Annotated in this window: 18 protein-coding genes; all 18 read right to left on the minus strand. The window is 63.2% G+C overall.

Annotated features, from left to right (window positions below; genetic code table 11):
* Window positions 1–92: 92 nt before the first annotated feature.
* A complete protein-coding gene (locus ACO054_RS13465) occupies window positions 93–1,349 on the minus strand; it encodes a hypothetical protein (RefSeq protein WP_421707098.1) in 1,257 nt (418 codons plus the stop codon).
* A gap of 329 nt (window positions 1,350–1,678) precedes the next feature.
* The gene (locus tag ACO054_RS13470; protein WP_421707099.1) at window positions 1,679–2,392 is read right to left on the minus strand and encodes a hypothetical protein; all 714 of its coding nucleotides are present in this window, start codon (window positions 2,390–2,392) and stop codon (window positions 1,679–1,681) included.
* Window positions 2,389–3,555 (minus strand): hypothetical protein, encoded by a 1,167-nt coding sequence (locus tag ACO054_RS13475; RefSeq protein WP_421707100.1) that lies wholly within the window; start codon window positions 3,553–3,555, stop codon window positions 2,389–2,391. The genes ACO054_RS13470 and ACO054_RS13475 overlap by 4 nt, the downstream gene beginning before the upstream one ends.
* 322 nt (window positions 3,556–3,877) lie before the next feature.
* Window positions 3,878–4,591 (minus strand): hypothetical protein, encoded by a 714-nt coding sequence (locus ACO054_RS13480; protein ID WP_421707101.1) that lies wholly within the window; start codon window positions 4,589–4,591, stop codon window positions 3,878–3,880.
* Between the two features lie 321 nt (window positions 4,592–4,912).
* Entirely contained in the window at window positions 4,913–5,302 is a 390-nt protein-coding gene (locus tag ACO054_RS13485; protein WP_421707102.1) for a hypothetical protein, read from the minus strand.
* Window positions 5,303–5,624: 322 nt separating this feature from the next.
* Window positions 5,625–6,338: a hypothetical protein gene (locus tag ACO054_RS13490; protein WP_421707103.1), complete on the minus strand. Its 714-nt coding sequence runs from the start codon at window positions 6,336–6,338 to the stop codon at window positions 5,625–5,627.
* An 11-nt stretch (window positions 6,339–6,349) separates the two neighbouring features.
* A complete protein-coding gene (locus ACO054_RS13495) occupies window positions 6,350–7,237 on the minus strand; it encodes a hypothetical protein (RefSeq protein WP_421707104.1) in 888 nt (295 codons plus the stop codon).
* Window positions 7,238–7,639: 402 nt separating this feature from the next.
* Window positions 7,640–8,218 (minus strand): hypothetical protein, encoded by a 579-nt coding sequence (locus ACO054_RS13500; RefSeq protein ID WP_421707105.1) that lies wholly within the window; start codon window positions 8,216–8,218, stop codon window positions 7,640–7,642.
* Between the two features lie 179 nt (window positions 8,219–8,397).
* A complete protein-coding gene (locus tag ACO054_RS13505) occupies window positions 8,398–9,918 on the minus strand; it encodes a hypothetical protein (RefSeq protein ID WP_421707106.1) in 1,521 nt (506 codons plus the stop codon).
* Window positions 9,919–10,145: 227 nt separating this feature from the next.
* Window positions 10,146–10,862, minus strand: coding sequence for a hypothetical protein (locus ACO054_RS13510; protein ID WP_421707107.1), 717 nt, complete (start codon window positions 10,860–10,862; stop codon window positions 10,146–10,148).
* Window positions 10,863–10,867: 5 nt separating this feature from the next.
* Complete coding sequence (locus ACO054_RS13515) at window positions 10,868–13,660, minus strand: hypothetical protein (protein WP_421707108.1); 2,793 nt, start codon at window positions 13,658–13,660, stop codon at window positions 10,868–10,870.
* Window positions 13,660–14,460, minus strand: coding sequence for a hypothetical protein (locus ACO054_RS13520; RefSeq protein WP_421707109.1), 801 nt, complete (start codon window positions 14,458–14,460; stop codon window positions 13,660–13,662). Before ACO054_RS13520 ends, ACO054_RS13515 begins: the two co-directional genes overlap by 1 nt.
* A gap of 594 nt (window positions 14,461–15,054) precedes the next feature.
* A complete protein-coding gene (locus ACO054_RS13525) occupies window positions 15,055–15,570 on the minus strand; it encodes a hypothetical protein (protein ID WP_421707110.1) in 516 nt (171 codons plus the stop codon).
* 320 nt (window positions 15,571–15,890) lie between these two features.
* Complete coding sequence (locus tag ACO054_RS13530; protein WP_421707111.1) at window positions 15,891–16,421, minus strand: virion core protein, T7 gp14 family; 531 nt, start codon at window positions 16,419–16,421, stop codon at window positions 15,891–15,893.
* 810 nt (window positions 16,422–17,231) lie between these two features.
* Entirely contained in the window at window positions 17,232–17,687 is a 456-nt protein-coding gene (locus tag ACO054_RS13535) for a hypothetical protein (protein WP_421707112.1), read from the minus strand.
* A gap of 298 nt (window positions 17,688–17,985) precedes the next feature.
* On the minus strand, window positions 17,986–18,861 hold the full coding sequence (locus tag ACO054_RS13540; protein ID WP_421707113.1) for a hypothetical protein: 876 nt from the start codon (window positions 18,859–18,861) through the stop codon (window positions 17,986–17,988).
* A 1,352-nt stretch (window positions 18,862–20,213) separates the two neighbouring features.
* Window positions 20,214–21,140 (minus strand): hypothetical protein, encoded by a 927-nt coding sequence (locus tag ACO054_RS13545; RefSeq protein WP_421707114.1) that lies wholly within the window; start codon window positions 21,138–21,140, stop codon window positions 20,214–20,216.
* A gap of 53 nt (window positions 21,141–21,193) precedes the next feature.
* Window positions 21,194–21,514: a hypothetical protein gene (locus tag ACO054_RS13550; RefSeq protein WP_421707115.1), complete on the minus strand. Its 321-nt coding sequence runs from the start codon at window positions 21,512–21,514 to the stop codon at window positions 21,194–21,196.

The following is a 21,514-nucleotide window of genomic DNA, read 5'->3' on the forward strand; positions in this document are numbered from 1 at the left end:
CCGAACCGTCCCGGGTGACGTCACCTCGAAGTTCTCCCCCAAGACATCGGTCCGTCCGCAAGTCCGAACCAGCGACGTCACGCAATCCGATCTCAGCGCGGCGACCCCACAGACTCCACCTCGACCCCACGCTCCCTCAGGATGCGGTTTCGGTTAGCGATGTTGTTCTTGAAACCGTGAAGGAAGAGCCTCGGTATCGCCTTACCGACGCGCGAAACTCCGGGCACGATGCGAAGCGACGCCGCAAGCGCCTCCCAGTAAACAAGCGTCTTGGCTTCGAATTCATTGGCCGCGAGCAGTTCCTGATTGGTCATGGAATAGGGCTCGTGCAGGGGGCCCAGCGAGTTCTGAAACGCCAGCCGGGCGAGCAGCTTGGATTCCAGCTGCTTATGCCCCCGACGGCCGAGCGCGACCGCCAGATGGTTAACCCTGTTCTTGTGCAGCGGGATGTTGAAATGCCGGTACAGCGCGACGGCGGCCAGCGCCACAGCCCCTTCGGGGCCGGCCCGCTTCACCAGCTCCAGATCGATGTCCATCTCCCGCGCCATGGTCTCGATCGGCCCGAACCAGATCTGATCGTAGAGCTCGTCGCCTACCAGATCCCGCATCAGGGCTTCGGCCTCCTCGGGAATCTGCACCCGATCGGGCGCCTCCTGTGCGTCAGGCTGCGGACCGGGCTGAGGCGTTGGGTCCGTAAGGGTATCGGGCTCCGGCTCCGGCGCCTCGGGAAACGCTCGATCTTCTCCTGTCGGACCAACGGCATCCCCCTCCTCGAACAGCCCCACGGCCAGGTCCATCTCGCGCGGGCTGGAAGCGGCGCGCTGCGAAGGCGCTTCGGGCTCCGCCGCCGGTCGGGGTGGACCGCCGGCCGCGAAACGCCGCAGCACCGTCCGGGCCAGCTCCGGCTCTCCCTCCGCAAAGGCGGTTGAGACACGGCTCCAGGTCTCCCGAACCTCCTCCTCGTCCGCGATCACCTGCGCGAGCAGCCGATGCTGTTCTGACTTGTCCGGCGCACGCCCCTCGCGCGCGGCAAAGGCATCCGCAGCCCTGTAAAAGGCCAAGCGCAAGCGTCCGCGCCGCTCCAGTTCGGCGCGTTGCGCTGGCTCTAGCCAGTCCTCGTGCGTCCCGTCGGGGCGCCGTCTGCGCCGCCCGAGACGCGCGACCCAGCGTGCCCGCGCCAGGGCCGCCTCCCACTGCGGATCCTGCGCGCCCGAGTCGGCCGCCGGATCCCTGGCGGGTGCTTCGCCAGCCTGGGTCGAAGCCTTGCCTGAGTCCAAAGTCGAGCCAGGATTCTCATCGCGATGCGCGGCCATGATCGAGGCCTCACGCCTACCAGTAGCGAGAGACATCTCACCTCCCTTTCCAATTTTGCCAAAGATGCTGGAGAGAGCGATGCGAGCCGTCGGCATGCAGTCAGACTGCGGCAACAACTACGCCTTGTCCGCCTGCAGCGAAGCCATCTCGCGCTCGTAGGCGGCCGTCAGTTCGTCCACCGCACTTCTGTCACGTGAGGGGTGAAAACGGCCTTCTGGTCACTCTACTACGTCACCCGACTTACCGTCGGTGACGGCAGCCGAGGAACCCTCAGCTCAGATCCAGAATTGCAACCAGAGTGCGGCCTCTCGCGACGAGACAAGCAGACTTGGCGGAGCCGCACGGAAGAGCATACCGCACCGCTCTAAGCTTCCGGCGTTGGCGCAGGCGGCGGCTCCGGGAAGGGCCACTCCCAGCCGCAGTAGGTGTAGAGACGGCGATAGAAGCGGGCCGCAACGCCGTCGTAGTCCTGTTCACCAGGTGTCACGTATTCGACAATATAAAGCGAAAAAATACGGACCAGTTCCTCCATCCCACCAGACTCGGCAACGAACCTACGCATCAACTCCGGCTCACCGCCGAGATACATTGTGTCTTCGTCAATTACCAACCCCCAGTCCGCCCGATCATCGGTCGCATAACAAGGAAGCACGCTGTGCAGAATGTCGCTTAACCAAGCCGCGTCTAGTTCCAGCCGCCGTGGCGGTACGAGCAGAGTGTGCATCTGATCGGGCGGGCTAGCATAGGCAAGATAGAAGTGTGGCGTTCCTCGCTCCTGCAGGATGCGCAGTAACGGCGCCAAATGGTCTCGCCCGTGAAGGTCGCGGTACAACTCGACCAGACCGGGTAGTGGCTCTTCGTCTTCGAGAGATAGCGCTGTACCGACAAGTGCCACAGCCTGCCAGGCTGGATTTCGAAAAATGCGAGGTGGCCTATTGCGCGGAAATATCTCCAGAATGTTCAAACCACCGTCGTTATCGGGGCCGAAGATTTGGCCGTAAAGAGGCATAGCACGATCCCAACTCTCTGCAGGCTCCAAGATCTGCAGCTCGAGGCCGTTGGAGACTTTGGTCTTCATCGTACTATGCCCTCACCCTCGAAACGGACTCTGATATCGAATTGATTACTTCTATTGGCGCCCGGCGCTATCACGATAACTGAAACGGTCTCACCGTTCTTCTTCGTACTCAGCCTTCGTGTATAAGTGGTTCCGTCACGCGTCGTAAAGAGACGCAGAATACCACCGTCCCTTATCTCTACATCTCCTAAAGTACCGCCCTGTTCCCGTATAATCCGCTCGAAGGCAGCATCGGCGGCTGCGACACCGCCGCGGCGCTGGATATTCACCCTATTCCCAGACGTTCCTGCGACATGGCGCAGGCGCCCACCCCGGAGCAGGCCCGTTATCGACACTTCGTCGGACGGCCTGACATAACCGATCACGCTCTCAAGGCGCCGAATGATGTCCAGGCGCTGACCCGATGTCTCGACCGTAGCCTCGGCGCCCGACTTGGTGCGGAGCCGTGCAACGCTGCCATCCGGCATGCGCGCGGTCGGACCGCCCGGCGTCTTCGTGCGCGCCAACTCCCGGCCGCGCCGTGTTCTGCGGACCCGCCCGAGGATATCGAGCGCCGCGCGTCCGACTGTCTTGCCGACCGCCTTGGCGCCACGGGCGACAGGTCCCAGGCCGGGGACGATCCCGGCAAGCTCGATCACTCCTTCGCTGGCCGCCAATAGCGCCGCCCAGTAGTCTTCATCGTCGAGCGCACGCCGCGCTTGGGCCAGAGCCTCAATACCGTCCTGGTAGGACAGAGGCGCCCCAACACCAGGGATAAACTTCAGCGCCTCGCGGCCCAACAGCTCGACCTGCTCTTCCGACAAGCCGGTCAGATCGGCTGCCTGCTCGATCAGGTCCGCGAGCGCCTCGGCTGCCGCCTCATCGAAAGTAGCGTCTTCCTCAAGGCTCTCCGTCGGCGCAGCTTGCGGATCAGCGGCCGTATCCTGTGGCGGCTCCTCCGACGGTCCGGCTTGTTCCAGTTCGCCCCCGGACTGATCGCTCTCGCCGCCATCCCGACCGCCGCCGTCTCCCCCGTCGTCTCCGAAGATGCCGACGGCGAGTTGCGTCTCGCGCGGGTCGGGGTCGTCCGGCAACGTGCCGACGCGACGGCGGTTGACGCCCCGGAGGCCATCAAGGCTGTCGGCCCGGGCGGTGAGGCCCGCCTCCTCCAGCGTCCCATCCAATGCGGCGAGATGAGCCCGGTCGCCCTTGCCTGTTAGCTCGCCCGTCGCGACGCCGGGCGCGCCCCGCGAGCGGTTCTCCTCCCGCCGAGGCCATACCAGGCTGTGTTACTCCCAGCTCATATGCTGGACGAACCGTTGGGTCTCCAGGAAGACTGCCTTGAAGACGATGGGAGACGGGCGCGCGCAGACGCGTCTACGTCTCGGGCTGTTCCGCAGACTCCAGAGCCGTGTCGATGGACATGGCTCAGCCCGCCCACCCACTCCGCATCTTCATCAGAAGACGTCAGCTAGCCGGAGCCCACCTTGGTAGTTAAAGGAATCGTCAAGGCCACAAAGGCCCCCAATCGAAGGGCCAGGGCCAGCGAAGGTAGGCATACTCACGCATCACGGGGACCGCGTTCTTACTGCTGGTGAAGCTGCGTTGGCCCTTGCCGGCGCCAATCGGGGTTTCCGAGTAGAAGCTCTCAAGACGGCCCTGCAGCAGTTCCACGCCGCCGATTCGCGCGACGTAGCGCCGCATCAGCTCCGCCTCGCCACCGACGAAGGTGATCTCCCCCTCCTGAACATAGATGCCCCATTGGCCGGTGTTATCGAACAGGAAGGCGGTCAGATAGCCGAAGGTATGGCCGGCGCTCTTCTGAGCGAGCTTGATGGTCTGCGACAGCGCCTCGAGGGTCGGCTCGCAGCTGAACAAAGGGCTGGCCTCGGGTAACGTGGAGTCGCAGAAATAGAGTCTCTCGCTGCCCTGCTGCCGCGCCAGGTCGAGCAGGGGACTCAACTCGTCGCGCTCATAGCAACGCGCCTCCGGCCCCGGCCCGTCGGCCGGATCGGCCAGCCCCCAGTGATCGTTGACCAGCGCAACGACGGTCCACTCTGGCGAGCGGAAGAAGGGGATTTCCAGTTCGATGAACTCGCGCTCGGCGGGGTGCCTCTCCAGAAAGATCTGTGCGGCGATGCGCCAGCCCTCCTCCGCTTCCGCCCCGGCGAGTTCGAACCGGACGGACGCGCGCTTTTGTCGCCTATCTCGCTCTTCCATCACTTAGTTTGTCCTTCGTCGCTTCGGCGCGTGCGGAAGCGCACCTTCAATTCCCACTCTCCCCTCGTCGGCGCACGCTGCGAGGGGACAATCGCAATCACCGTATCGGCATTCGTCGGAGAGTTATAGAATTCATAGGTTACACTATCCGAAGACGTCCAGGTGGGATTCCCCCTGTCATTCCGGCCGATCTCCTCGAGGCGCCCGCCAGCGGCACGGATTGATCGATGGTAGGCCGCGAGCGCATCTGCTTGTCCTCCGAGCTGATCCAGATTGACAATGTTCGACCTCGCTTTGTCGAGTGTGGTCAGGCGCGCGCCATCAACCAAACCTGAAAGTGCCTCCGCGTGAAGGTCGCCGGTATCCTCGACGGCCGTGTGGAGATCTTCGATCTTTGGCCCAGGTGTCGAAGCCCGCCTGAGACAGCGTCTCATCCAATACGGCGAGGTGAACCCGACTGTCCGCGCCTGCTCCTTCGCCCGTCGCGGCAGCGGGCGCGCCTGGCGTTCCGGTCTCCGCCTGCCGACGCCGCACAAGCGCCTGCTGTTCCGGGCTCAGATGCCGGGCGATTCCTGCGGCCTCTAGCGAGACCTCCTCCGGGAAGGCGGGAAACAGCGCGTGCAGCGCCTCGAACAGCGCCGCGTCGGGCGCGACCCGCAGGCCGTCGCGCCACCAGTCCTCCAGCTCCGCCTGCTCCTCCCCGCTCAGCACCGCCGACAAGTCCGACGGCAGGCTGGCGGGCGTGGCCGCGCCGGAGCGCAGACTGCGTGCGATCTCCGCCTGCGCCGTCGCCTTGTCCGCCTGCAGCGCCGTCGTCTCGCGCTCGTAGGCCGCCGTCAGCTCGTCCGCAGCGCCTCTGTCACGTGAGGGGCGAGAACGGCCTTCTGGTCACTCTACTGCGTCACCCGACTTACCCTCGGGACGGCAGCAGAGGAATCTTCAGTTCAAATCTAGAATTGCAGCCAGAGTGCGAGCTCTCACGACAAGGCAAGCAGACTTGCCGGAGCCGCACGGAAGAGCATGCTGAACCGCGCTAGGTTGCCGGCGTAGGCCCAGGCGGCGGCTCCGGGAAGGGCCAGTCCCAGCCGCAGTAGGTGTAGAGACAGCGATAGAAACGAGCATCGCCTGGGTGGTAGGCGGACTCCCCCGGTATCACCGCACCGTCGATGTAGAGCGAAAAAATCCGGCTCAGCTCGTCCTTTCCACCAGACTCCGAGATGAACCGCTCCATAAAGGCCGGCTCGCCGCCGAGATACACTTCATCATTGTCAATCACCAAACCCCAGTCCGCACGGTCATCGACGGCGAAGCAACAGAGCATGAAATGCAAGTCGTCGCTCAACCAAGCGGCATTCATAGCCTCGCGCTGTGGCGGAATCAGCAAGGTCTCAAAGTCATCCAAGCTGAGACAGTAGGTCATGTAGATATGCGGAGTCCGCCGTTCCTGAAGAATACCAATGAGTGGTTTCAGGTGGTCGCGCGCATGAATGTCCCGGTACTCGGCGGATTCATCCTGCAGATCGTCTTCGGTACATAGAGCAAATAAGTCGCCAGCCAGAGCGACCACCTGCCAACTCCGGTCACGAAAAATCCGCAGAGGCTGGTCCTTCGGGAAGATTGTGTGGTCGTTCAGCTCGCCATTCTCGTCGAGCAGGAAGACCTGGCCGAAGCGCGTCATGGCCTGACTCAAGCTCTCGCCGGAGTCCAGGGCTTGAAGTTGAATGCCATTGGAAGTTCTCGTCTTCACCGTGGCGCCTCCTAATCGCCAAAACGAACTTTGATATCGAACCGACTTCTCTCATTGGCGCCCGGAGCCACCACGATAACTGAAACGGTCTCACCGTTCCTCTTCGTACTCAGCCTTCGTGTATAGGTGGTTCCGTCTCGCGTCGTAAAGAGACGCAGAGCACCGCCGTCCTTTATCTCTACATCTCCTAAAGTACCGCCCTGCTCCCGTACGATTCGCTCGAAAGCCACATCGGCCGCAAGGGCGCCGCCGCTGCGCTGGATGTTGACTACGTTCTCACCTGCACGCGACGCGCTATCTAACTGTCCACCCCGGATCAAGCCCGTTATCGATACCTCGTCAGATGGCCTTAGATAGCGCATCATAGTCGTAAGACGTTGAACCGCGTCCAGACGCTGCCCTGACGTTCTAACATCAGCCTCTGCGCCCGACCTGGTGCGGAGCCGTGCAACGCTGCCGTCCGGCATGCGGGCGGTCGGACCGCCCGGCGTCTTCGTGCGCGCCAGTTCCCGGCCGCGCCGCGTTCTGCGGACCCGCCCGAGGATATCGAGCGCCGCGCGTCCGACTGTCTTACCGACTGCCTTGGCGCCACGGGCGACCGGCCCCAGGCCGGGGACGATCCCGGCAAGCTCGATCAGTCCCTCGCTGGCCGCCAATAGCGCCGCCCAGTAGTCTTCATCGTCGAGCGCACGCCGCGCTTGGGACAGAGCCTCGACACCGTCCTGGTACGACAGAGGCGCCCCGACACCAGGGATAAACTTCAGCGCCTCGCGGCCCAACAACTCGACCTGCTCTTCCGACAAGCCGGTCAGATCGGCCGCCTGCTCGATCAGGTCCGCAAGCGCCTCGGCCGCCGCCTCGTCGAAAGCAGCGTCTTCCTCAAGGCCCTCGCTCGGCACAGCTTGCGGATCGGCGGCCGCATCCTGTGGCGGCTCTTCGGAGGGTACGGCCCGTTCCGGTTCGTCCCCGAACCGACCGCTCTCGCCGCCGTCCCGACCGCCGCCCTCTCCCCCGTCGTCTCCGAAGAGGCCGACGGCGAGTTGCGTCTCGCTGGGGTCGGGGTCGTCCGGCAGCGTGCCGACGCGACGGCGCTTGATGCCCCAGGCCCCATCAGGGCTGTCGGCCCGGGCAGTGAGGTCCGCCTCCGCCAGCGTCTCATCTGGAGAGGGGTCGAAAACCGTTACGAAGATGAAAACAGTTGAAAAGCGGTAGAGTTGAGAGATCGGCTAACTACACGAAAAACTTAAGCAACCGGGCAAATGCTCGACGTCATACTCTCGCTTCAAAGGGTAAATTGCCGACTAAATGGGCAGCTCCGGAAAGGGCCAAGGCCAGTCCATGTAGGCGTACTCGCGGCGAAACGCCTGTGCCACAGAAAAGCGACTGATTTCCTCCCCTGACATAAAATCTTCTCGGATATGACTAGCGAAACGTTTCTGTAAAAATTCCAACCCCCCGACTGCAGGCAAGTATCTCTCCATGAGATCAGGAGCCGCGCCCAGAAACGCAATGTTATCCTCGTGAATGCGGAGTCCCCAGCGACCCGTATTGTCGAACACGAAATTAAATAGTAGTCCGTCGTACCACGGCTCGTCGCTGATCGCTTCAACTGCGGATTCGAGGCCGGCCCGGCTCGCCACTCCAGCCTGTACCGGCTCTGGAATCTGGTATACGGCATCTGTAATGTAGAGGCTCTGCGCCCCCTCCTCAGCCATTATGTCGAGTAGCGGTCCGAGTTCATCACGTTCGTAGAAGCCGCCACGGTCCAGATCGAAATCGTTTTCCATGAAGAATCGCCAGTCTTCCCATGTCAGCGATCCGTCACGCACCTCGGTTGGCGCGTAGGGACGGGAAGCCAAACCCGTCAGATCGTTGACCAAACCGACTATCTTCCAACTCGGGTCGACAAAAAAGGGTGGGCTTCCATCGGTAAGGCTATCACGTGTAAGAGGTCTCGCGGAAAAAACTCGGGCATAAATATCCCAAACCCTCTGACTTTCCTCTACTGGGATAATCCAGTGCAGTTTTTTCTCATTGTCTCTTTCTGTATTCATAGCAATTACCTCGGACGCCCTGTCTGTTCATTCAAAAATCTTATCTTGATCTCCCAAAATCTACCACGTTTCGAAGCTGGAGCACGCGCTGAAGGGACGATCATGAGGACCGTGTCGCCATTATCGTTAGAGTGGTAGAGGCGGTATTGTGTGCCGTCAGGCGATCGCCAGAAAACGCCCCCTTTTTTGTGAGGTCGCACATCTGTCAGGTCTGCATCCGCTTCTTCCAATGCTCGATAAAATGCCGCCTCCGCTGCGGAGCGACCTCCATCGCGTTCGATATTGACGATGTGATTGTGAGAACTGTCCTTAGTCGAAACGACTGCACCGTCGATCAAACTTGAAACAGCCTTAGCATTGGGTGGACTCACGTCCTCAATTGCGCGGTTTAACCGCCTAATCAGTTTGATGCTTTGCTTAGAATACTCGAACCAAGCTGTCACACCATTCGGTTTTTCAACGAAGCCGCTAAAGCCAGAGGGAAGCTCTCTCCGCGACCGCGTACCTTTCAGGGCTCTCTCGTCAATGCTCCGGGCGACGTCCTCATCGGAGATGTCTTTGCCGAGATTTGTATCTCTCTGGCGGATGGACTGTGCAGTTCGCCTATAGCGAACGTTCCGTGCGATTCGCCAGGCCGCGCGCAGACCGATCTTGCCAAGTCTAGCCAACCTCCCAACGATGGGAGCCGCGCCCGCCAGTTCGACCAGACCCAATGCCGCAGCTTCCAAAGCCGCATAGAAGTTTCGGTCGTTCAACGCCTCTTCTGCCGCACGGAATGCTTGGTAGGCATCCTGTGCCGAGAGAACCTCTCCCAAGCCGGGGACGAGTTTCAGAATGTCGCGACCGTAGCTTTCGATTTCCTCTTCCGAGAGATCGCTGCGCTCGGCCAGCTCTCTCATAATACGGTCGAGTTCGCTGGCCTCGTCTTCATTGACCGTGAAAGCTTTGGGCTCGACCGCGTCGACAGCCTCTTCTCCGGGCTCTTCCGGCTCTTCACCTTCACCCCCGTCGTCTCCGAAGAGGCCGACGGCGAGTTGCGTCTCGCGCGGGTCAGGGTCGTCCGGCAGCGTGACGACGCGGCGGCGCTTGACGCCCCAGGGGCCGTTAAGGCCCTCGGCCCGGGCGTCAAAGCCTGCCTCTTCCAACGTTTCATCCAGACCAGCGAGACGGACCCGGTCGCCGGCGGCCGCTCCTTCGCCCGTGGCTGCACCGGGCGCGCCCGGCGTTCCTGTCTCCTCCCGCCGGCGCCGCACAAGGGCCTGCTGTTCCGGGCTTAGATGCCGGGCGATCCGGGGGGACTCCAGGGAGACTTCCTCCGGGAAGGCGGGAAACAGCGCGTGCAGCGACTCGAACAGCGCTGCGTCGGGCGAGACCCTCAGGCCGTCGCGCCACCAGTCCTCCAGCTCCGCCTGCTCCTCCCCGTTCAGCACCGCCGCCAGGTCCGGCGGCAGGCTCGCGGGCGTGGCCGCGCCGGAGCCCAGGTTGCGTGCGATCTCCGCCTGCGCCGTCGCCTTGTCCGCCAGCAACGAAGCCGTCTCGCGCTCATAGGCCGCCGTCAGCTCGTCCGCCGCGCTTCTGTCACGTGAAGGGCGAAAACGGCCTTCTGGTCACTCTACTACGTCACCCGACTTACCGTCGGTGACGGCAGCCGAGGAATCCTCAGCTCAGATCCAGAATTGCAACCAAAGTGCAGGCTCTGACGACGAGACAAGCAGACCTGGCGAAGCCGCACGGAAGAGCATACCGCACCGCTCTAAGCTTCCGGCGTTGGCGCAGGCGGCGGCTCCGGGAAGGGCCAGTCCCAACGCATGGCGGCGTACCGGTTCCGGTAAGACCGAGCCGTGCGAAGCCGATAATGGCTACTACTGGGATTAGCTTCTGCACCTATTCGGTCCGCAAAGCGATGTTGCAGGAACTCCAGTCCACCGACGAGAGGCAGATAGCGTTCCATCAGCTCCGGCTCGCCCCCAAGCATGGCGACGTTGTCCTCGCTGATATAGAGCCCCCAGCGCTCAGTGTCGCCGAAAACGAAGTTGATTGGAATTCCGTAGCCAACCTGGGTCGCGTGCAGCGCCAGGTTTGCCGCCTGCAGTCCCTTCCGGCTAGCAACAGCCGCTTGGACCGGTCCCGGAATCTGAAAGGAGGCGTCGGTGAAGTAGAGCGTCTGCTCCCCCTCCTCAGCCATAATGTCGAGCAGCGGCCCGAGCTCATCCTTTTCGTAGAATTCGTAGGGCGCGAAGATATCGTCGCTTTGATCTTCCGGTTCTTCTTCGGGAAAGGCCAGGCTATTGAGATTGTTGACGAGCCCTACCACGGTCCAGTGAGACTGGGTGAAGAAGGGCGGATCGAGGCCGATCGGTTCGCTCCAGTGCTTGGGAACGGACTGGAAGATCCGCGCGAAGAGATCCCATACCGGCTGCGCCTCCGCCTCCGGCATAAGCCACTGTAACTTTTCGTCATCTTTATTCATCGGAGCTAATCCACTGAAGGGGTTTTTTGGGATTCCAGATAGCGTAGTTTCAGTTGCCATTCCTTGACGGACACCGGCGCACGCGGCGAAGGTATAGCTACAAGAACGGTCTCACCGTGATCTTCGGACCAGTATAAACGATACTTGGTTCCATCGGGAGCCTCCCAGGCCACACCGCCTCTCGGCCAAGGCCGGACTTCCGACAGCTTGCCGCCGGCCTTGCCTATCGCTTCACGGAATGCCGCCTCTGCTGCCGCGCGACCGCCAAGATGATCGATGTTGACGATCTCCTTACCAGACTCGACGCGGGTATTCAGCCGGCCACCGTGGAGGAGACCGGAAACGGCATCGACATGCCGAACACTAACGTCCTCTGCAATATCATATAGCCGCTCCAAATGGCGATGTGTGGCCTCGAAGGTATCGACATCAGCCTTCACGCCATTTGGCGTGTTGATCCTGGCCACGCTGCCGGCCGGCAATTGACCTTCCGGGCGCCTGTCGTCCCTGTTGGCTTTCTGCCGCAGCCCGCGCCCGAGGCTGGTCCTGCCGAGACGCTTGGCCAGGTCGCGCGCGACGCGGAGACCGATCTTTCCACCGCGCACCAGTTTGCCAAGAAAGGGAATAGCTCCGCCGAGTTCCACAAGCCCCTCGGCGGTTGAGGAGAGGGCCGCTTGGAAGTCTTTGTTGACCAGAGCCTCCCGCGCTGCACGCAATGCGTCCACCGCATCCTGGGCGGAGAGAACCTCCCCCAGACCCGGCGTCAGCTTCAAGATATCGCGCCCATAGGCCTCGATCTCTTCTTCGGAAAGGTCCGTACGCTCGGCCAGTTCCTTCTGAATGCGCGAGAGTTCCTCCGCCGCCGCGTTCGGAAGGAGTTTGATCCCGTCGAGGACAGTGGTTTCCTGCTCCTCTTGTGTTGTGTCTTCTACATCGGTCTCGGCCGCTTCAATCTCCGCATCCTGAGCGCTCTGCTGAGGCGAGGTCTCTCCCTCGCCGCCATCCCGACCGCCGCCGTCTCCCCCGTCGTCCCCGAAGAGGCCGACGGCGAGTTGCGTCTCGCGCGGGTCGGGGTCGTCCGGCAACGTGCCGACGCGACGGCGCTTGACGCCCCAGGGGCCGTCAAGGCCCTCGGCCCAGGCGTCGAAGCCCGCCTCTTCCAAGGTCTCATCCAAACCAGCGAGACGGACCCGGTCGCCGGCAGTCGCTCCCTCGCCCGTCGCGGCACCGGGCGCGCCCGGCGTTCCGGTCTCCTCCCGCCGGCGGCGCACAAGGGCCTGCTGTTCCGGACTCAGATGCCGGGCGATCCGGGGGTACTCCAGCGAGATATCCTCGAAGGCAGCGGGAGACTGGTGCAGCGCCTCGAACAGCGCCGCGTCGGGCGCGACCCGCAGGCCGTCGCGCCACCAGTCCTCCAGCTCCGCCTGCTCCTCCCCGCTCAGCACCGCCGCCAGGTCGGGCGGCAGGCTGGCGGGCGTGGCCGCGCCGGAGCGCAGACTGCGTGCGATCTCCGCCTGCGCCGTCGCCTTGTCCGCCTGCAGCGCCGCCGTCTCGCGCTCGTAGGCCGCCGTCAGCTCGTCCGCCGCGCCGCCCAGCACCTGCGGGTTCTCGGTCTCCACCTTGGCTAGACGTGCCATGCGATCCCGATGAAGCTCATGCGGCGCCGCCTCCGGGCTGCCCGCCAACAGCTCCGCCTGCGCGGCCGCCTTCGCCTGCGCCGCCGTCGCACGGGGACCGAAAGCGGCAGGGGAACCGGGAGCGGACACCGAAGGCTCGACCTCGGCGGGCGCACCCTGCAGTGTCGCGTCGTTGGAATTGGGATCGGCCGAGGACCTATCGACACCGCTGTCGCCGTTCCCGTCACTCCTCCTGTTGCTTTCGTCGCTGCCGTCACCGCCGCCGCCCCGGCTCGTGGCGGCATCGGTGTCCACCTCCCGCTCTCTCGCGAAGGCGGGCAGCGGGCCGCCGCTCGCGATGGCCTGGGACAGCGCCGTGACCTCGGCGGTGAACTCGGCCGCCTTAGTCTTCGTATCGAGCCGCTGGCGGTCGGCGGGGGTCATCCCCGGCCCGTAGGTCTCCAGGTAGGCGCGCGCCTCCGCGGCCCGCCCCTCGGTCAGCAGGCCCTCCAGCCTGCCAAGATGGATCTGGGAGACGTAGCCGAGCCCGATGGCCTCGACCGCCTCGGGCGGCAGGCCCAGTGCCTCGCCCTGCTGTTGGGCCAAGGCCTGGATCTCCAGCTCCGCCCCCGGACCCAGCAGGGGGTCGGCCAGGCCGGCGGCGACCGCCGACTGCAGGCGCGCCTCCATCGCGGCGCTGCGGTAGACCTGAGACTGGGCGTCGCGATGCCGCTCCAGTCCAGCCAGGAAGGCCGGCTGCCGGTTGGCGACTTGTCCCATGAAGAGGTGATGAGCCCGGCCCCCGCCACCACCACCCCTGCCGCGGCCTCCGCCAAGCTCGCTGCCGATCCGCTCCTGCAGACCGGTCAGCTCCGCATGGGCCGCCTCGTAGGCGCCGACCGCGTCCCCGCCCTGCAGGCCGCGATAGCCGGCCAGGGTGTCGGTGGCCGCGACCTGCCAGCGGGCGAAGGCCGCCTCGGCCTCCCCCTCGATCCGATCCGCCTGACGTTCGAAGGCCACGCGGGCGAGCGCGTCGCCGGCCTCCGCCAGCCCCTCCGCGCCTTGGGACAGGCGCCGGGCGCGCTGCGCGCCGAAGGTGTCGGCGGAAACGCTGAGCTGCTGACGCGCGTGGGGCAGCGGCGCGATCGCCACCAGCTGTTCGGTAACGCGGGGCACGCGCACTAGAGACGACCCTCCCCACGCAGGCGGCGGCCGGCGCGGATGGCGGCGCGCAGGATACGCGGGTCGTTGCCGGCCCCGGTCGCGTCCAGCCAGTCCCTGAAGCCGGGGCTCCGGCGCTCGACCAGCGCGACGGCGGCGCGGGCGTCGGCGAGCAGCGGTCCGGCGCGCGGCCCGAAGGTTTCGCGCAGCTTCGCCTCGGCGCGGGCGTAGTCCCGCTGTTGTCTCCGTTCCGTCTCCTCGCTCGGGGTCGCCTCGGCCTTCTCCGCGTCCCCAGCCGTCCGCAGGTAGCTCTCCATCAGGCCGGTCAGCTCGCGCAGGTCGCCGGCCGCCAGACCGGCCGCGCTGAGGGCCGCCGGCAGCCTCCGTTCGGCCTCGGCGGCCTGGTCCCGGCGCTCCGGCGCGTCCGCCAGGCTGGCCTGCAGCCCGTCGAAAAAGCCCGCGAGCCCCAGGGAGACCTGCCCCGCCGTCGCGACGGGTCCGTCCGGCGCGGTGTAGAACAAGGCCGTGCGCTGCTCGGGCGTCAGCTCCGCCGTATCGGGCGCCTGCGCGCCAGCAGACTCGCTGGCCCTGTTGGGCGCCGTCTCATCGGCCTCGCCTCCAGGCATCTCGGCCCCCTGCCCCCGCACAGCCTGCTTCGCCGTCGGCGGCTGCGGATCGCCGAGACCGCGCTGGGTGCCCCGGATCGCGAGATCCAGCGGCTGGGTCTCTTCGCGGTCCCGTCCTGCGTCTCCTCCATCCGGTCGGCCTGGCTCCGCGTCGCGGCTCGGCGTTGTCGGATAGAGCGTCTTGGCATCGACCATGGTCTGGCCCTTTCGTGATGAGTGCGTCGCGCCCCGGCACGCTGGCGCCGCGCGAGAGCCGCGCCGAAGTCGCCCAGAGACCGCGCGAGAACCGAGCGGAGACCGCGCGAAACCGGGCAGGAACCGCGGAGGCCCCGCTAGGCGAACCTCGGCAGTCCCGGCGCCCGGAAGACGCCGCGGTCGGGAATTCGAATGTCGCGTGAAGGTAGAGAGAGAGAGAGAGAGAGAGAGAGAGAGCCGCGCCTGACCGGCGGACGACAGATCGCGCACCTCACCTCAGGAGACGTCCAAAATCGTTGGGGAACGGACGGTGTTGCAGCTCGACAGCGCGGTGCCGCCAGGCTGCTATCCTACTGCCGTCCCTCGATCGACGCCCCGCCCACCACCATGCGGTTATAGGTAAACGATGATAACCTGGGTCGTACGGGTCATGATCTCCCGCCGGCCTATGTCGTCACTGCGGATGACCCAGAAAGCTTGGAACAAATCCGGATGCGGCGGCCCAGCCTCGATTGAGGGCCTTTAGACATGACCGACACTGGCTCTGCCGAAAGACGGAGGCTTATAGTTCGGAGCGAGCCTCCGGCTTTAACGTCAGAAGATGGGGGCAGAGTTGAATAGTCTTTTGTCGGCGCAGCGTACGACCTTCTGCAGTTCGCTCCACAATTCGTCATCATGCCTGAGTGCGTTCAGAAGACCTCGCTCTCCATCGGCGAAGGGACCGAAGCGAAGCTGCCGAAGGGCGATTTCATCCTCCATCACGACAATGACGAGCTCATCGATCCATGAGAGGCCCTTCAAGCCATCCCCAACAAAGATGTACTCCTCCGCCTCCAGGCTGACTGTTTTACCGCTCGAAAGGCGGGCCACGGCTTTAAAGTGTCCAAATAGCGGTGCATCCACCTCGAAGACGCCTGCCACGTAGGGAACAGAAAAGCGCGCACGTTCGTGACCAAGGTTCATGAGGCTAAGCTCAATGTCGCCCCTCGTCAGGTTCACCACGGTATAGCGGTAGGTATAGCAGGAGAGGGATAAACTCGTGGCCGCCAGCGCGAAGATACCCACTGCGGGAACGAGGAGGGCCCCGAGAACGAGAACTCTGAGTCTCATCGTTTAACTCTCAAGGTCTTGGCTGGTGTCATTCAACCAGTCTACTCAGGCCCGTAATACACGTCAAACGGGAATAACCTCAGCAACCCGGCTTCCAGAGCCTCACCGATGACTTGCTCGGCCGGTCGACCGTGGTTCCGCGCCTAGGCAGGCTTAGATCGCGGTCTTAGAACAAGGCCTATTCGGCAGTGCGCCATCGGTGTCCTCCCTATCCGCCGCACCAGGTGGCAGCTTCGTTTCGACAGCCCTCTCAGCCTCCTCCACCGATGAAAGCTCGGAGCGGCCGGACAAGCCGTCGACCGAAGACGTGAGACTCCCCGTCACGTCGACCACCAGCCGTTATCTTTACCGTAGCCGTACCAGCGGTCCGAGACGGTCCCCAACGCGCTCAACAGAGGCGCCGGAGAGGCGCCCTGGACGTGACTGGCCTCCAGACCGAACAGGTCCGCCTGGGCCTGATCGTTTGAGGCCTGCACCCGGAAGCGCCAGGCTTCCCGCGTGGCGTTGTCGCGGATCTGCAGGGCGTCCAGTTCGCCCAAGGCCGCCGTATCTCCCAGGATGTCCAGAGCAGAGCCGCTGTCCGCCTGCAGCCCGGTGGCTCCCAGCACGGCGCGCTGCCGACCCAGCAGCTGCCGGGTCTGCATCCGCTGCGCCCGCTCCTGCGCCCGGCCCCGTTGCCGGGCGTCCTCGGCCAGCGCCTCGGAGGTGCGGGCGTTGTTCTCCGAAACCTGCCTCTGATAGTTGAGGGAGGCGCGTTGCGCCGCCGCCTGCTGACTCTGCGCCTGCATCTGCATGGCGGCGCTGCCCAGGGCAGCGGCGGTCGAAGCGATCATGAAGCCCAGTTCACACATGGCGTTCACTCACATTCATGAGTCTGTATCCCCTGGATGATGATTGTGAAAGTCTCGCGGCACCCTCGCCGCTGCGGCCAAAACCGTCATCGAACGCGGTCGCGTTTGAGAGGGGCGGTTTCGCCCCCGTCACGGACATGCACTGCGGCCGCACTTCACCCTGGAGGCAGGCCGAGCCTCCGAAGTCGGCAAAGCGAAGCGCGCTACGCCCGTCATGCCTCTTCTCGGGGTCGATCCCATGCAACCGAAGACCGCTATCCGCAAGGAGCGCCAACCGCTGGGAAGACAGCAACCTATCGGTCGGCTTTCAGCCGCCACCTGTCGATCACCGCCTGACTGACCTCGACAGGGCACAGCCGAGGAAGACCAAAAACAGCGAGAGCGGAAAGAGGATCACAGCGTAATAGGCGGTTCCAAACAGAACCGCATCGATGCGGAGGTCACAACGCACATCGGGACCATAGTCATCCAGGACGTAGAGACCGCCACCATCGGTCCGCAAACGGCAGATGTCCTCGTCCACCTCGCCGACCGCAAGCCAAAAGAGAACAACAGAGAATCCGAAGCAGATTGAGAGGATTGCACTCTGGAGAACAAGCGGCCTGATTCCGTATCTCATGAAGTAGGCGCACTCCCGTTCTAGATTCGCCAAGGACGCTTGCTTCGCCAAAGTCCAGTGTTCGAGGTGAGCCGCCTAAGAGGGCTAGCGATAGACACACAAACGATTTTCTTGAACAGAAGAACTCGCAAAAACCTCAAACTCTTTAGTTCACCGACGATATCGACCTTGGCCACATCTCAACCTCGGCCTCACTCTGCAACCGACTCGCAATCGAAGAGGCGAATATCCTCCAGGGTCCAGGGGAACTCTGGCTCCGGTTCGGGCGGAACGGATGCTTGTATGATCCGTCCCATTCGCCGCTCGCGCATACGCCCGGTTTCTAAGGATTCCAAAAGAGTCCCCAGTTCGCGTCCGTTGAGCTCCACCGAATAACCTGCGGACTCCAGGAAGAGCCCGAGTTGCAGCGGAAAGAGACTCGTTCCCGGCTGAGCGCTCTGCGCCCCGAGGTCAAGCCAGCAGCCACTGCCGGGTCGATTGCATGGCAAGCTTGCCGCGCCGCGCCGTAGAGGTTCCGCCAAACACCGCTCGAGCCGATCGATGTCCTGAGGTGTCGTACCATCGGGATAGAGGAAGGATGGCGGCGTTCGGTCGAGGCGATCCATGACCAAACGCGCGGCAACATAGGGTACGGTTTGCACCTTCATACCTGTCCTCGGTCGACCCAAGGACGTCGCATAGAACTCTGCGATCAGATCGGCAACGATTGGAGATCTGACCCAGAGTTCGAACTCGATCTTGCGCGGCAAGGCCGCGGCGAAACCTTCAGAATGCAAGCGTCGGTCCGATGGCCTAGCCGCTATACTTGAGGCCGGGTTCCCTATCTCGGATGTAGGGGACGTGGCCATCGCCGGTTCGACGGCGGTCGCCGAATCGATCGCCAATGACAAAACAAGACCCAGCCAAAGACGCTGGCTCCGCCGCCCAGGCCAAACGCGCCTCAAGCTACTCGAAAATGTCATGACCATTCACTGTGTGTAGCGTCGCACGGCGCAGGAAACGTGTCCGAGACGCGAGAACGTACAGGACCACCTTCGTTTCGAACTCGATCGGTTGCAAAAGATGTCGTTGAAACCGCGCCGGGTCGTAGGCTCCTCTCACCGCTGCGGCGGGGTAGTACTCGACCGCATTGGCACTCAACAACATCAGCCGGATGCGCTCGTCCTTGTCTCTGGGCGTCACTCCGGCATTGAATTCGGCACGTGCCCGCCTCTGCCTCAGATGCAGCATCTCTTCCAGTACGGCTGCGGCCAGAACCTCGCCTGCCGTATCGCCGTTCAAGGATGCGGGACCGAGAAAGATGCTGTCTGTTCCCTGCACCGCGTCGCTCGTCAGGGATCGTCGAACACTTTCGTCGATATGCGGGAGGACAAAGGCAAGCGAGCGCTCCATACCCTCCGCTCGGTAGTCCGCATAAGGTCTCAAAGAGACTTGTTTCATCCCGCATGCCGGGGCTAACCACGAGACAAACCGCTGGAGAGCGGACAGCCGCTGTGCGGGCGAGAGTTCAGGCCAGGATATCTGTAGCTTCTTCCAGATGTCGGGCGGCAACTCGGCAAGCGCGGCGCGCAAGGGCGTAACCGTCCTACGCGCCTCCATCTCCAGAAAGGCCCGCACGGCCCGCCCGGTCAGAAGGCTCTCCAGGAAGACAGCCCGTTCCCTGCTCAAACGAAGCCCCGCCAAGGCGACTGCGTAACGCGCCGCCGTCTTGGGATCCTCGACGCCGGCCGCCAGTTCAGAAACCGGAACTCCCTGCGCCGTGCCGAGATCCAGGAGGTCCTGCACCTCCTGCAGGACTGTTCGCCGTTCGTCTTCCGGCATGACCAGATCTGGATCTTGACCGCTGACAGACCGCCACCACTCCCGTCGTTCGTCTTCCGCCGATGTATCGGGGGCATGCGAAGTTTCGTGAGTTCCAGTCTTCTCAAGCACCCTAGCTTGTGCGATGGCAGTCGGAAGCGCCCCCAGCACAATCAGGGCAAGCACAATCAGGGTAATGACGAGTACGCCCTGACGGAGCCATACCGGAACCGCGGCACTCCTGCCTAAAGATCCCATCGTTCGCATCACGGCTCAGCCGGCTGGCACGGCAGGAATCCCCATCCCCTCGCCGGCCGCCAAGGCAAACGAGTCGGGTCTGCGACAGGAACGGCGAAGTCCTGTGGACCGATAGGCGGGGGTGGCGCCGCCAGATTCCCTGTTTGCAAGACGGCCCGGATAGGCCCCAGCCACTGGCCATCGATCTTCACGACATAGCCTGCATGTTCCAAAAAGAGGGCAAGCTGCAGCGGAAACAGCGGCCATCCCGGCCGCGCGCTGGTTGCTCCCAGGTCCTGCCAACAGCCGCTCCAATGGGCGCTACACGGCAGTTGTCCAAGTTCGACGATCAATGGCTTTCGAAAACACTGCTCTAGCCGGACGACATCGTGCGGTCTCGCATCGTCCGCATAGTGGAGGCGCACCAAAGGCCTTACGGCCGGTCCCGTCACCACTCGCCCCACAAGACGCAGGTCCGTGAGCGAGGGATAGGGCGGGTGCAGATAACGTGGGGCGCGCACGGCCCACCAAAGTTCCAGTTCGACCTCGGGGCCTAGCGAGGCCGCAAAGCCTTCCGCCCGCAGGCGGCGCTGCGTCGGTGCAGCGACGGAACCATCGTCCGCGGTCCTGGATGCCGATATCGGAAGAGTCGTGTCTTCTGCGGAGAGATCCCCGACAGGAAGCGTCATCATCAGACAGAAGGTCAAAATTTTGAGACAGCCTCCGCACACCACCTGCAGCAGACCGTCGTTCACCCCATTCTGCATCCTATGGCGAGACAGAAATGAACAAAGCTGACCATGAATAACATCAGAATAACTAGTCTTTCTACGAGATTTCATAGAATGGATTTTCTCGCAAAAATAGCCGTCTTGCAAGCGCGAATCCTCGATCGATGTCGCAACAGGTTGACCCTGTCGGATCCGGCTGCGGGTGATGAGCCTCTCAACCCGGGCCTTCACGGTCGATGAACCTCACGAAAACGGTCACGATACGCGTCGGCTGTTGTCTTCCAGCAAAATCCAGAACCGGAGATTGACCAGCTCGCACCCTGCTATCACGTCCGTACAGTCTCACCGCACCGTGCTGCGCCCGCCGTACCTTCGGAAACTTGTGAGGCCTGAGTAAGTCTCGTTCTACCTGGCCGACAAAGCTGGAAACGCAACGAACCGGCATTCGCCGGCTCTATTCCGTAACTGGCTCGCAGGCAGCAACTGAATGTCGTCGATTGACAGCGACCGCTCCGGCCCAAGCGGGGTCGGAGCGGTGTCTCGGGCTGCGCCGGGCGCCGCCTCAATCGGCTTTCCCGTCTCCAACACTTGAAGAACTGCCGCCAACTCCAGCCCGGCGAGTCTCACCGAATAGCCGGCATTCTCGAGAAAGATGGCGAGCTGCAGTGGAAAGAAGCGCGACGTTAACTCAGTACTTTCTTCACCAAGGTCCTGCCAACAGCCGCTGCCAGGTCTGTCGCACGGAAGCCTTACGGCGTACAGCGGCTGCGAGTTTAGTGGCCTAAGCAGGCATCGCGTGATCCGATCGAAGTCCTGAGGCGTGGTCCCGTCTGAATCGCCGAGTTCCGCTCCCTGATAGTCGTCCAGCCTGAGCAGCGCAGCCCGATAGGGCAGATCTGGCATCGGCAGATTTGCTTGCGGAATAGCGTGATCGCGGGCGAAGGACTCCCCGATCAAGCCGGCAAGACTCCGAGACGCGACCCAAAGCTCGAGTTCGACAGTGCTCCCCAGCGCCAAGACGAAGCCCTCTGCGCGCAGCCGCCGCTCGGATGGCTCGTCAGCGGTTGGCGCACTCTCGGAGGAGTCTGCCGCAGTCTGTAGGTGCGCGCCTTGAGCTGCTGCCGTCGCCGTGGTGGACACCGTCAGCGCCAAGAGAGCAAAGGCACAGACCAGCCCCCTGCCCAAACCTGACGACAGCTTGCGTCTCGACCTGTCCTGCGATCCGCCGCAGAGCATCTTCAAGCAGAAAATATACTGCATGACCGAGCGAAGTCGGAGATCTACGCGCGAATTCATAGTCATGATTTTCATGCAAAACGTGCAGATCTGCAAGCGTCATCTTTGAGGATGACACAGACTGCAGCGATCAGAAGGGCAGTGGCACATCAGTCGGCACTCGGCCGCCGCCTTTCCATCGTTCCCCGGACTAACCTCGATACGGCGCGAACAAAGAAGGTCAAGAACAGTAAGGGGGCAAAGAGAACGACGGCGTAGGACGTCGCCATGAGCAGAACCATACCGATGCGCAGATCGCAACGCACATCGGGACCATAGTCGTCCAGGACGTAGAGACCGCCGCCATCGGTCCGCAGACGGCAGAGCTCGTCCACCTCGCCGACCGCAAGCCAAAAGAGAACGCCTGAAAAGCCGAGGCAGGCCGACAAGACCATGCTTTGAAAAATGGAGCGCTTGATTTCGTATCTCAT

Source organism: Algihabitans sp. (genome assembly GCF_965226985.1).
Classification (GTDB): Bacteria; Pseudomonadota; Alphaproteobacteria; order Kiloniellales; family DSM-21159; genus Algihabitans.